The sequence below is a fragment of the Aquabacterium sp. genome (assembly GCF_030652515.1).
Classification (GTDB): domain Bacteria; phylum Pseudomonadota; class Gammaproteobacteria; order Burkholderiales; family Burkholderiaceae_C; genus Aquabacterium.
In genome coordinates, this window is sequence record NZ_JAUSAR010000113.1 from 24,208 (window position 1) to 35,822 (window position 11,615).

An 11,615-nucleotide genomic window follows, 5' to 3' on the forward strand; every position below is an offset into this window, starting at 1 on the left:
CTAGCCCGCATCCATGATGTCCTCCTACCCCCACCGCATTCGGCCCAGTGGGCTGACCCTGTTCGCGCTGCTCATCGCCGTCGTCATGGTCATCCCCCTGCTGTCCGTGGCCACCAATGTGTTCAACGCAGGCACATCCGATACCTGGGCCCACCTGATGGCCACGGTGATGCCGGACTACATCACCACCACCGTGGTGTTGTGCCTGGGCGTGGGCATCGGCACGGCGCTGGTGGGCGTGGGCGCGGCCTGGCTGGTCACGCATTGCGAGTTTCCGGGGCGCCGTGTTTTTGAATGGGCCCTGGTGCTGCCGCTGGCCATGCCCGCCTATGTGATGGCCTATGCCTACACGGATGTCCTCCAGTTTTCAGGCCCCGTTCAAACCTGGCTTCGGGCCAGCTTCAACTTGACCCGTGCCGACTACTGGTTCCCCGACGTTCGCACCCTGGCCGGGGCCATCTTCATGTTCATCGGGGTGCTGTACCCCTATGTGTACATGCTGACCCGCACCGCTTTTCTGGAAAGAGGCGGCGCCGTGACCGAAGCCGCCCGGTCTCTGGGCTTGAGCCCGTGGCAGAGCTTTGTCAGGGTTTCGCTGCCCATCGCCCGCCCCGCCATCGCCGCCGGCATGGCCCTGGCTTTGATGGAAACATTGGCCGACTACGGCGCGGTCTCTTACTTTGCCGTTCAAACCTTCACCACAGGCATCTACCGAGCCTGGTTCTCGTTGGGCGACCGTGTGGCCGCCGCCCAATTGGCCATGTGCCTGTTGGGCTTTGTGCTGGTGGTCTTGAGCATCGAGCAAAGCTCACGGGGACGGGCCCGCTTCCACGGCACCGGCTTGCGCAAGCCCTCGCGAGCTCACCGGCTGCGCAAGTGGCCGTCGGGCCTGGCGGTGGTGGCTTGCCTGATCCCCATCCTGATCGGCTTCGTGCTGCCAGGCGGCGTGATGCTGCACATGGCCCTGACCGACGGCGATGCCCAGTTCGGCACACGCTTCCTCACCCTGGCACGCAACAGTTTTCTGGTCTCGGCCATGACCGCCGTGCTGGCGGTGGCGCTGGCCCTCATCGTGGCTTATGCAAGGCGCCTGCACCCCACGCCCTGGACGAGCATGGCCCACCGAGCCATAGGCATGGGCTATGCCCTGCCGGGCTCCGTGATCGCCGTCGGCGTTTTGATCCCTGTCACCCAACTGGACAATGCCCTGGTATCGGCCTTGAAGGCTCACTTCGGGTGGCAAGGCGGCTTGATCCTCACCGGCGGCATTGCCGCCCTGGTGTACGCCTGCCTGGTTCGCTTTTTGACCGCCGCCCTGCAAAACGTGGACGCAGCCTTGCACCGGGTCACGCCCCACATGGACGACGCGGCGCGCAGCCTGGGGTTGTCCTCAGGCAAGACCTTGCTCAGGGTGCACCTGCCACTGCTTCGCCGAGGCCTGCTGACCGCGGGGCTGCTCGTGTTCATCGATGTGATGAAAGAGCTGCCCGCCACGCTGGTCATGCGGCCGTTCAATTTCGACACCCTGGCCACGCAGGTCTACACCCTGGCCTCGGACGAGCGATTGAGCGAAGCCTCGACCGCCGCCCTGGCCATCGTGGCGGTGGGCCTGGTGCCGCTCATCATTTTGTGTCGGCAGATTGCCGCCGAGCGGCAAGCTTGATTCAGCGCCAGCCAGCGCGGTCGAACACCTTCTGAGCCAGCACCGCGTTGGCGCCCAGTTGGCCCACGGGCAGCGCATCAGCTTTGAAAGCGCCCAAGGATTCCAGCGCCGGGTTCTTGACCTTGGCCGAGCTCACCACGGGCCACTCGTTGTTGCCATCGGCAAAGTAAGCCTGGGCCTCATCGCTGCTCAGGTACTCCAGAAAACGGATGGCCGCGTCGCGGTTCGGTGCGGTCTTGATCACGCCAGCGCCAGACACGTTGATGTGCGTGCCCCAGGACTTCTGGTTGGGCCAAGCCACGCCCAGCTCCTTGACCACCTGAAGGTCTTCGGGCTTGCTGGAGCGCATGAGCCGCGCCAGGTAGTAGCTGTTTGAAATGGCCACGCCGCATTCGCCAGACGCCACCGCCTTGATCTGGTCGGTGTCTCCGCCCTTGGGCGAGCGGGCAAAATTGGCCACCAGGCCCTTGGCCCACGCTTCCGTCTTGGCCTCGCCCAGGTGAGCGATCATGGCGCCCCCGAGCGACAGGTTGTAGGGATGCGAGCCGGATCGCACGCAAACTTGCCCCTTCAAACGCGGCAAGGCCAAGTCTTCATAGGTCTGAACCATGTCAGCCTTGACGGTGGCCTTGTTGTAGACAACCAGGCGGGCCCGGGTTGAAAACGCCACCCAGGTGGGCGTGCGCAAAGCGGCTGGGATGCGGGCTTCCAACACCTTGGATTGCCAGGGTTGAAACAACCCGGCCTTGTCGGCGACTTCAAGGCGCGAAGCGTCCACGGTGATCAGCAGATCGGCCGGGCCATTGGCGCCTTCGTTTTTGATCCGCTCCAGCAACTCGTCTTCCTTGCCATCCAGGCGGTTGATCTTGATGCCGGTCTGCTTGGTGAAGTTGGCGTACATCGCCTCGTCGGTTTGATAGTGGCGCGCCGAGTAGATGTTGAGCACGCCGCCCGATTGAGCATGAGCACTGACCAGGGCAGCACCCGCAAGCACGCCGGTTAAAACGGATTTGACGAAGTTATTCATGAGCTTTGAGGCCGGTTGGCGTCCAATTTGTTCTTCAAAAATAATAACAGCAATGATTCTTATTTGAGGAACATGGGTGTCACGTTTTTTGCTTACCATTGAGCCCATGCTGACCGTCAACAAACTCCTCCCCCAAGGCCAAGGCCTGGCCAACGCGCTGCTCAAGCGCGCCCACACCGTTGAACTCGACTGGGACGTGCGCCAGAAAAGCCGCTTCGACGCCACCGACAGCGGCGGCCGCCAACTGGGCATCTTTCTGAGCCGTGGCACCGCCGTGCGGGGTGGCGATGTGCTGGTGGCCGAAGACGGCTCGCTGATCCGCGTCACCGCCAAACCCCAGCCCGTGCTGGTGATCACGCCCTGCGCCGAACATGGCAAGGCTTTCGACCTGACCCGTGCCGCCTACCACCTGGGCAACCGCCATGTGCAGATCGAGCTGCAACCTGATCACCTGAAGATCGAACCCGACCACGTGCTGGCCGACATGCTGCGTGCCATGCACTTGACGGTGGTCGAAGCCCAGGCCGCGTTTGAGCCCGAAGGTGGCGCCTATGCTGCAGGCGGCGCTCATGCACATGCTCATCATGACCATGGCCACGATCACCATGACCACGGCCATGCCGCGCCTGCCACACCGGCACGCGGCAAGCCCATCGGCATTGCCGTGACGGCCGCTGCCAAGCCTCATGTGCACGGGCCGGGCTGCAACCACGGCCACGACCACTGATGTCTCGCGTGCTGGGCGCCGCCGTGCCCCTCAGCGCCGCTGCTCGTCTGCAGTTGATGTGGCTGGCTTCACCGGCTTTGCCGGTGGGGGGCTTCAGCTACTCCGAAGGCCTGGAAGCCGCCGTTGAATCAGGCTTGGTCACCAACGAGGCCACTGCCGGTGCCTGGCTGCGCGACCAGCTGTACCTGAGCCTGGCCCGTTCAGACATGGCCGTGGTGGCCAAGGCCCTGCCCGCCTGGCAGCGCCACGACCTGGCCCGCATCACCGAGCTGAACGACTGGATCGTGCACACCCGCGAGACCACCGAGTTCAAATTGCAGGCCGAGCAGATGGGCCGCTCGCTGGTGGAATGGGTGCGCAACCGTGGCGCCTCGGTGGCCCCGAACGACCCACGCCTGGCTCAGTGTGCAGCCTTGAAGCCCGCGCCCACCTGGCCCGTGGCCTTTGCCCTGGCCGTGGCCCAGTGCCTGCCCGACAACCCGGCCAGCACCGCGCCGCACGCCAACACGGTGAAAGACACCCTGTTGAGCTTCGCCTTCGGTTGGGCCGAAAACATGGTGCAAGCGGCCATCAAATCCGTGCCCCTGGGCCAAAGCGCGGGCCAGCGCATCCTGCAAAGCCTGATCGACGACCTCCCCGCCGCCATTGACCACGCCTGCGCCCTGCCCGACAGCCAGCGCCAGGCCTTCACGCCCATGCTGGCCATCTTGAGCAGCCAGCACGAAACCCAATACTCACGCCTCTTCCGATCATGAGCAATCTGCACAACATCCCCAACCGCACCAAGAAACTGCCCCCCCTGCGCGTCGGCGTGGGCGGCCCGGTCGGCTCCGGCAAGACCACCCTGGTCGAAATGCTCTGCAAAGGCATGCGCGACACCTACGACCTGGTCGTCGTCACCAACGACATCTACACCAAGGAAGACCAGCGCCTGCTGACCGTGGCCGGCGCGCTGGAGCCCGACCGCATCATGGGCGTGGAAACCGGCGGCTGCCCGCACACCGCCATCCGCGAAGACGCCTCCATCAACCTGGAGGCGGTGGACCGCATGCTGGCCAAGTACCCCAATGCCGACATCGTGTTCATCGAATCGGGTGGCGACAACCTGGCCGCGACCTTCAGCCCCGAGCTGAGCGACCTGACGATTTACGTGATCGACGTGGCGGCTGGCGAGAAGATCCCACGCAAGGGCGGGCCCGGCATCACCAAAAGCGATCTGTTCGTGATCAACAAGACCGACCTGGCGCCCCATGTGGGGGCCAATCTGGACGTGATGGAGGCCGACACGAAGCGCATGCGCCCCACGCGGCCGTTCGTGATGAGCAATCTGAAGACCAAGGCGGGCCTGGACGAGGTGATCGCCTTCATCGAAACCAAGGGTTTGCTCAAGAGCTGATGGTGGCCCCAGCAGGAATCGAACCTGCATCTGCCCCTTAGGAGGGGGCTGTTCTATCCATTGAACCATGGAGCCAGACCGGACGTGATTGTGCCTCAGGTCTGGCTTGCTTTTGGAATGAGGCTTGGGGCGTCGCCTTCGTCTTTCAAGGCCACGCCCGACAGGCGCAAGCGCCGCGATTCGCGCAACAGTTGCAGCAGTTTGCCCGCGGCCTGGTCGCAGGGCAGCCCTTCCGGACGCACGTTCGAGATGCAATTGCGATTGGCATCGGTCAAGCCCATGCGCGGCATCCAGGTGAGGTACAGGCCCATGCTGTCGGGTGAGCTCAGGCCCGGGCGCTCGCCAATCAGGATGACCGCCAGGCGTGCATCCAGCAGCTCGCCCACTTCGTCTTGAACGGCGACCCGGCCCTGCTCAACGATGGTCAATGGTGCGATCGCCCACCCTTCGGCCCGCAAAACAGGCAGCACGTTTTGCAGCAAAGACGGTGCATGCTTGCCCACGGCCACGGCCGACAAACCGTCTGCGACCACGAAGGCGATGTCGTGCTGGCGGGCGTCTGCTTCTGATGACCCAAAAGCAAGGCCAGCCACCCTGCTCAGCAAGGCCTGGCGCGATGGCGCATCCAACCTTCGCCCCAGGTCAGGCCGCTTCAGATACGTGTCCCTGTCGATGGCGGCGCTGTGCAAGACCAGCGTTTCCTGGCCCAGTGCTGTCAACGCGGCTTGAAGCGCTGTCACGTCCAGCGCCAGGTGCACGGCATCGCGCGCCTTCGCGTGCGCCAGTTGAAACGCCAGGTGCGGCTCGGTCGGCAAACTCACACCGGATCGGCCCAGGGCGATGCGCGCCTGCGTGAACTGGCGCAGCGCCAGCCAGGGGTTGGTGGTGACGGGGGACTGGCTCATGGCGCACCCAGCAAGGCATGCTGAAAACCAGGCGGCAAGCCATCCAGCAGCCGAAACCCCGCGCCCTCGCCTTGCATGATCTGCATCCTTTGCAGCCACGCCTCGAACTCGGGCGCCGCCCGCAGTCCCAGCACCCGTCGCACATACAGCGCATCGTGGAACGAGGTGCTCTGGTAGTTGAGCATGATGTCGTCCGAGCCGGGCACGCCCATCACGAAGGTGCAGCCCGCCGTGGCCAGCACCGTGAGCAGCACGTCCATGTCATCCTGGTCGGCTTCGGCGTGGTTGGTATAGCAAACGTCGCAGCCCATGGGCAAGCCCAACAGCTTGCCGCAAAAATGGTCTTCCAAGCCTGCACGGATGATCTGCTTGCCGTCGTACAGATACTCGGGCCCAATGAAGCCGACCACGGTGTTCACCAGCAGCGGCTTGAAATGCCGCGCCACCGCATAGGCCCGCGCCTCGCAAGTTTGCTGGTCCACGCCGTGGTGGGCATTGGCCGACAAGGCACTGCCCTGTCCCGTTTCGAAATACATGACGTTGTCGCCCACCGTGCCGCGCTTCAAGGACAAAGCCGCCTCGCGCGCCTGCCCCAGCAAGGACAGGTCGATGCCAAAGCTGCGGTTGGTGGCTTCGGTGCCACCAATGGACTGGAACACCAGGTCCACCGGCGCACCACGCGCCACCGCGGCCAGGGTGTTGGTGACGTGCGTGAGCACGCAGGACTGGGTCGGGATGGCGTATTGCTCGATCAGCTCGGCCATCATCGTCACCAGCTTGATGACTTGCGGGACGTTGTCGGTGGCGGGGTTGATGCCGATGACCGCATCGCCGCTGCCATACAGCAAGCCATCGATCAGGCTGGCCGCGATGCCGCTGGCGTCGTCGGTGGGGTGATTGGGCTGCAGGCGGGTGGACAGCCGCCCCTTCAAACCAAGGGTGTTGCGGAAAGCGGTGAGCACCCGGCATTTTTGACCGACCAGGATCAGGTCCTGGTTGCGCATGATCTTGCAAACGGCAGCGGCCATTTCGGGCGTGATGCCCGGCGCCACGGCGGCCAAGGTGTCACTGTCGGTGTCGTCTCGCAACAGCCAGTTTCTGAAATCCCCCACTGTGAAGTGCGCAATGGGTGCAAAGGCCTGCGCGTCGTGGGTGTCGATGATCAGGCGCGTGACCTCGTCCTCTTCATAGGGGATCAGCGCGTCGTTCAAGAAGGTGCGCAGGGGCAGATCGGCCAGGGCCATCTGGGCCACCACCCGCTCTTGGGCGGTTTGCGCGGCAATGCCCGCCAGCAGGTCGCCCGATCGCGCGGGCGTGGCCTTGGCCAACAGGTCTTTCAAATCACGGAATGCGGGCATGGCGGGACACATTCAGTCCAGACCAACGCAGTCTGCCTGATTTTGACGATGGGGGTGGCACCCGCATTGCTGGTCAGTGGATCAAGCGCTTTTTGTCAGTCTGTTCCACATGCACATAGCCTGGTTTGTGCTGGTGGGGGCCATGCTGATCGCGATGGCGTTTTCCAGCCATCTGGTCAAGCGGTTGCCCTTGTCACCCGCCATCCTTTACCTTGGCGTCGGCGCCCTGATCGGGCCGCTGGGCGCCAGCATGCTGGACCTGTCACCCCAGGACAGCATGCCCTGGCTGGAGTTGCTCACGGAAGTGGCGGTATTGATCACCCTGTTCACGGTGGGCATGCGTTTGCGCGTGCCGTTCTCTCTGGTGGCATGGGCCGTGCCGCTGCGGCTGGCCACGGCGGGCATGGTGGTCACCACGGCCTGCATTGCCTTGATCGGGTGGCTGTTGATGGACCTGTCCTGGCCCGCCCTGCTGCTGCTGGGCGCCATCTTGTCGCCCACCGATCCGGTGCTGGCCTCTGAGGTGCAGATCCGCCACCCCGATGACCGGGACGGTTTGCGCTTCTCGCTGACCGCTGAAGGGGGGCTGAACGATGGCATGGCCTTTCCGGGGGTGATGCTGGCGTTGGGCTTGATGGGCCTGCATGAGATCGGTGACCTGGGCTGGCGGTGGCTGGCCATCGATGTGGTCTGGGCCGCGTCTTGCGGCCTCTTGCTGGGCTGGTTGTGCGGCTACGCCGTGGGGCGATCGGTGCACGCCTTGCGGCAAAGCGGGCAACCGCTGGAGGCCGAAGAGTTCCTGACCTTTGGGGTGATTGCCCTGGTCTATGGGGCCGCGCTGCTGGTCCACGCCTATGGCTTCCTGGCCGTGTTTGCAGCAGGTGCCGCGCTGGCCCATTGCGAACGCTCTTTGCGGGCCGACAAAGCACCCCATCCCGACGGAGCGCACTCGTCTCGATTGATCCACTTCAGCGCACAGAGCGAGCACCTCGCCGAGGTGGCGATCGTGCTCGTCATCGGGGCCTCGCTGGCCTCGGTCGATTGGGACTGGGCCACCGTGGTGTTTGCCCTGTTGGTGATGGTGGTGGCGCGGCCCGTGTCGGTGCTGGCCACCGTGCCTGTGCGCCTGATGGCCCAGCCCCAGCGCCGCCTGGTGGCCTGGTTCGGCATCCGGGGCGTGGGGTCGGTGTACTACCTGGCCTATGCCATCAACCATGGCATCGATGGCACGGTGGCGCGCACCTTGACCAGCGCGGTCATGATCACGATCTTCATTTCCATCCTGGCCCATGGCATCTCGGCCACCCCCCTGATGGAACGCTACATGAAGCTGAAGAAGCGTCAGCCCCGCCCCAAACGCGCCTGAGCCCCGACTGGACTGTCAGCGCTTGGCCGCCACCAAAGGCTCTTTCTTGCGACAACTGCCCGGGCCGTCAGGTGCTTTTTCCTGCACCAAGGGCATCAGGGCCGGTGCCAGCGACTTGAGCACTTGGGTCGACAGGGCACTGGTGAAGGTGTACTTGGCCGCGTAGGGCTCGTGCACATAGGCGGTCAATGTGCCAAAGAAGCGATCGCCAATCAGGAAAACGAAGGTGGCCGACCGGTTGACCACGCGCGATGAGATGAGTCCGCCGCCCGGGCCATGAACGTCAAAGCGGTGGTCGCCCGTGCCGGTTTTGCCACCCACGTCAATCACGCTGCCGTCAGGGCGGACAAAGGCCCCCTTCAAGCGCCTGGCCGTGCCACCATCAACGACGGCAAGCACGGTACTGCGTACCACATCAGCCACTTCTTCCGGCAAAACGCGCTCGGCCTTGGCAGTGGTCTGCTCAAGCCGGGTCTCGAACGGTGTGCCCGATGCAAAATTCAGGCGTTGCAGCTTGCTGACCGGCATGCGCATGCCCTTGTTGACGATGATGCCCATCAACTCGGCCAAGGCCGCGGGCCGATCACCGGAGGCGCCCAGGGCCGTGGCATAGGACGGGGTCAGCGTGGCGAACGGGTAGCCCAGGCGACGCCAGTCGCGGTTGATCTCGGCAAAGGTGTCCCGCTCCAGCAGGTTGCGGATGCGCGAGTCCTGGGCGGTCTTGTGGCGGGTTTTGAAGAGCCAGCCGTAGACCGCCTGGCGCTGGTCGCGGCTGGCCGCCATCACCTCGGTCAGGCTGGCTTTGGGGTGGGCCTTCAGGTGGCCGACCAGCCAGAGGTCGAGCGGGTGAACGCGGGCGATGTAGCCACGGTCGGCCAACGAGAACTTGTCAGGCGCGTAGTCGTCGTACAGGCGCTGCAGCTTGGCCTCGCTCAATTCCTTCTGAGGCAACTGCTCGTTCATGAAGGCAGTGAACTCGGCCAAAGAGGCCTGGGGATCCATGCTGCGGAACATCACCGCCAGGCGCGAGGGCGCGGACTTGGCACGCTTGATCAACTGGTCGCGGGCCTCTTCAGGGGGCTTGCCTTTGTATTTCTTGTAGAAACGGCGCAGGAACTCACGGCCTTCGCTGTCAGCAAAACGGGCCAGGTACTCCTGGCGACGAGGGTCGTCCGAGTCTTCCAGCAAGTCGTTGTCTGACTTGCTGTTGTTGGCCATGTAGGCATACACCACATCGCGCATGAGGCGAACGAACACCAGGTTCACCGACTTCTGGAAAGCCGTGCGCAAGTCCATGACCCCGCCGTCTTCCTCGGATTCGAAGTTGTTGAAGTGGTGCGCGCCACCGCCCGTGTAAAAGGTCTCGCCCGAGTTGGCCGAGTACTTGCGGTCCATGGCGGCCTCCAGCATGGTCTTGAGGCCCTTGTCCTTGGCATCGAGCAGGTAGTCACGCGCCCAGCGGCGCAGCACATCCCGGCGCTGCACGGGCACGGCGGTGAGGTCTTCTTCGCTCATGGGGCTGAACTGCCCGTGCAGGTCGGCAATGACCTTGAGGTAGGAGATCAGTGTGCGCAGCTTGGCGGTGGAACCCAGATCGAGTTTGGCGCCTTCGTTGATGTCGAAAGGCTGGTCCAGGTTGTCGCTCTGCACGCGCAGCAGGTTGGCCTGGCCGCTGCGTTCGAACAGCGTGAAGCTCAAAGTCAGCTTGCTGGGGTCATCGCCTTCCTTCAGCATGTGATAACCATACAGGCCGTGGGTCTTGGCCATTTTGGGGTCTTTGAGGTCGCTGAGCAGGCGGGTGGCTGTGCGCTGCAGATCGCCATCCAGGGTGCTGTTGGTCTTCAGGTCCAGACGATCCAGGTCGTACAGACGCGGCACCTTCAGCATGGTGGACAGGGTGGAACGCATGGCCGTGATGGCCTTGCGGTCCACGAAGGACACCGGCCGCTCGGTGGGTTGCACCGGGTGAAGCTTGAGCTTGATGGGCAAGGCGGCATCGCGCAGAGAGATGGGGATCAGGTTGACGCTGGCCAGCAGGCGCAGGTGGCTGTCGGTCAGCCTTTGCAGGTCTTCATGGCCATCCACCAGGTAATGAGAAGGACGGCGCTGGGCGATGAACAGCGACAGCACCTGCTTGTAGGCCTTGGCCTGCCGCTCCAGTTCAGGGCCCGGGGCAGCCGGCGATTTCACGGCCGCGTGCAGCAAGGCATTGACCTCGGCGAAATCGCGGCCGTACCAGGCCCAAAGGCCATCGCCCACGCCGTGGACTTCACCCACGCCCGGCTTGGCAGACAGGGGCACGGAATTGACGTAGTCGAGGACGATGCGGCGGCGCGCGCCACGGGTGTCCTCGCCGTCCAGGTAGGCGCGCACCGAGGCGGAGGCCACCTGGCGCAGCTTTTCCTTCATGGACGAGGTGCGGCCATCGGGCGAATGCCGGTACTTTTCGATTTGCGTGGCCAAGGTGCTGCCGCCAGCCGAGGCTTGCGAATCGCTGACGTGCCGGGCCACTTGCGTGATCACCGCTTTGCCCAAACGGCTCCACTCGATGGCCGGGTTGTGCGTGGGGTAGGTGGCGTCGAGCAATTCGCGGTTTTCGATGAACAGCAGCGCATCAACCAGGGGATCAGGGATCGCCTCGAAGCGCGGGTAGACCCGCTCTGGAAACCGCACCGCGTACATGGCCTGGCCACTGCAATCCAGGATCTGCAGCCCCGCCTGAGATGTCTCGTGGTAGGCCGTGAAGATGCCTTTGTTGGTCACGCGCAGCAGGTCGTCGGACATGCGCGCCTGGGCGCTGACCTGGTAGCCCTGCACCCCCAATCGCTTGACGAAATCAGGAATGTGGCTGTAGCCCAGCCGGTCGTCATAAGGCCCGGGCTGGGGGAAACTGAGGGCGGTGCTGGGCCCGGGCTCGACTTTGTAGGTCAAGCCCTGGGCCAGGCCGCTCAGATAGCGGGCCTGCAGCCGGGAGGTCTTCGCCTCGTCAGACACGAAATAGGCAAGCGCCGCGATGAAAGCCACCACGACACTGCCAATGAGCAGCCGCTTCAGTACACGGGGGGGCTTGGTGGGGGAATCGGTCAAGGGTCACTCAGCTGGGAAAACAGGCCGCTGGCGAGCGGCCAACACGGGCAATTCGCAAAATCCAGCATAAAGCGGAACAGCCATTT

Annotated in this window: 9 protein-coding genes and 1 tRNA gene; 5 read left to right on the forward strand and 5 right to left on the reverse strand. The window is 64.1% G+C overall.

Annotated elements, in window-relative coordinates; genetic code table 11:
- Positions 1 to 13 precede the first annotated feature (13 nt).
- A complete protein-coding gene (locus tag Q7V20_RS13465) occupies positions 14 to 1,663 on the forward strand; it encodes an ABC transporter permease (protein ID WP_370652468.1) in 1,650 nt (549 codons plus the stop codon).
- Between the two features lies 1 nt (position 1,664).
- Here the strand turns inward: Q7V20_RS13465 and Q7V20_RS13470 are convergent, their stop codons facing one another.
- Positions 1,665 to 2,690 (reverse strand): extracellular solute-binding protein, encoded by a 1,026-nt coding sequence (locus tag Q7V20_RS13470; RefSeq protein ID WP_370652469.1) that lies wholly within the window; start codon positions 2,688 to 2,690, stop codon positions 1,665 to 1,667.
- Positions 2,691 to 2,796: 106 nt separating this feature from the next.
- Here Q7V20_RS13470 and ureE point away from each other — a divergent pair, with 106 nt between their 5' ends.
- Genes ureE through ureG form a run of 3 tightly spaced genes read left to right on the forward strand, consistent with a single transcriptional unit; the run spans position 2,797 to position 4,813 of the window.
- The gene (gene ureE, locus Q7V20_RS13475; RefSeq protein WP_304791904.1) at positions 2,797 to 3,417 is read left to right on the forward strand and encodes an urease accessory protein UreE; all 621 of its coding nucleotides are present in this window, start codon (positions 2,797 to 2,799) and stop codon (positions 3,415 to 3,417) included.
- The gene (locus Q7V20_RS13480; RefSeq protein ID WP_304791907.1) at positions 3,417 to 4,172 is read left to right on the forward strand and encodes an urease accessory protein UreF; all 756 of its coding nucleotides are present in this window, start codon (positions 3,417 to 3,419) and stop codon (positions 4,170 to 4,172) included. The genes ureE and Q7V20_RS13480 overlap by 1 nt, the downstream gene beginning before the upstream one ends.
- Positions 4,169 to 4,813 (forward strand): urease accessory protein UreG, encoded by a 645-nt coding sequence (gene ureG, locus Q7V20_RS13485; RefSeq protein WP_304791910.1) that lies wholly within the window; start codon positions 4,169 to 4,171, stop codon positions 4,811 to 4,813. The genes Q7V20_RS13480 and ureG overlap by 4 nt, the downstream gene beginning before the upstream one ends.
- On the opposite strand, the gene Q7V20_RS13490 is transcribed toward ureG, so the two are convergent.
- The 3 genes from Q7V20_RS13490 to Q7V20_RS13500 all read right to left on the reverse strand — a co-directional run bounded on the left by Q7V20_RS13490 (position 4,814) and on the right by Q7V20_RS13500 (position 7,076).
- Positions 4,814 to 4,888: transfer RNA gene (locus Q7V20_RS13490), tRNA-Arg, on the reverse strand.
- A gap of 20 nt (positions 4,889 to 4,908) precedes the next feature.
- Complete coding sequence (eutC, locus tag Q7V20_RS13495; protein ID WP_304791913.1) at positions 4,909 to 5,718, reverse strand: ethanolamine ammonia-lyase subunit EutC; 810 nt, start codon at positions 5,716 to 5,718, stop codon at positions 4,909 to 4,911.
- Positions 5,715 to 7,076, reverse strand: a complete 1,362-nt coding sequence (locus tag Q7V20_RS13500) for an ethanolamine ammonia-lyase subunit EutB (RefSeq protein WP_304791916.1) — start codon at positions 7,074 to 7,076, stop codon at positions 5,715 to 5,717. Before Q7V20_RS13500 ends, eutC begins: the two co-directional genes overlap by 4 nt.
- A 142-nt stretch (positions 7,077 to 7,218) precedes the next feature.
- Between Q7V20_RS13500 and Q7V20_RS13505 the strand changes: the two genes are divergently transcribed.
- A complete protein-coding gene (locus Q7V20_RS13505) occupies positions 7,219 to 8,442 on the forward strand; it encodes a sodium:proton antiporter (protein ID WP_304791919.1) in 1,224 nt (407 codons plus the stop codon).
- Between the two features lie 15 nt (positions 8,443 to 8,457).
- On the opposite strand, the gene Q7V20_RS13510 is transcribed toward Q7V20_RS13505, so the two are convergent.
- Entirely contained in the window at positions 8,458 to 11,529 is a 3,072-nt protein-coding gene (locus Q7V20_RS13510) for a transglycosylase domain-containing protein (RefSeq protein WP_304791922.1), read from the reverse strand.
- Positions 11,530 to 11,615 lie beyond the last annotated feature (86 nt).

What these genes read in the sequence shown, in the direction of transcription:
- ureG (WP_304791910.1), top strand. Translation starts at nt 4,169, where the DNA reads ATGAGCAATCTGCACAACATCCCCAACCGCACCAAGAAACTGCCCCCC.
- Q7V20_RS13480 (WP_304791907.1), top strand. Translation starts at nt 3,417, where the DNA reads ATGTCTCGCGTGCTGGGCGCCGCCGTGCCCCTCAGCGCCGCTGCTCGT.
- eutC (WP_304791913.1), bottom strand. Translation starts at nt 5,718, where the DNA reads ATGAGCCAGTCCCCCGTCACCACCAACCCCTGGCTGGCGCTGCGCCAG.
- Q7V20_RS13505 (WP_304791919.1), top strand. Translation starts at nt 7,219, where the DNA reads ATGCTGATCGCGATGGCGTTTTCCAGCCATCTGGTCAAGCGGTTGCCC.
- Q7V20_RS13465 (WP_370652468.1), top strand. Translation starts at nt 14, where the DNA reads ATGATGTCCTCCTACCCCCACCGCATTCGGCCCAGTGGGCTGACCCTG.
- Q7V20_RS13470 (WP_370652469.1), bottom strand. Translation starts at nt 2,690, where the DNA reads ATGAATAACTTCGTCAAATCCGTTTTAACCGGCGTGCTTGCGGGTGCT.
- Q7V20_RS13500 (WP_304791916.1), bottom strand. Translation starts at nt 7,076, where the DNA reads ATGCCCGCATTCCGTGATTTGAAAGACCTGTTGGCCAAGGCCACGCCC.
- ureE (WP_304791904.1), top strand. Translation starts at nt 2,797, where the DNA reads ATGCTGACCGTCAACAAACTCCTCCCCCAAGGCCAAGGCCTGGCCAAC.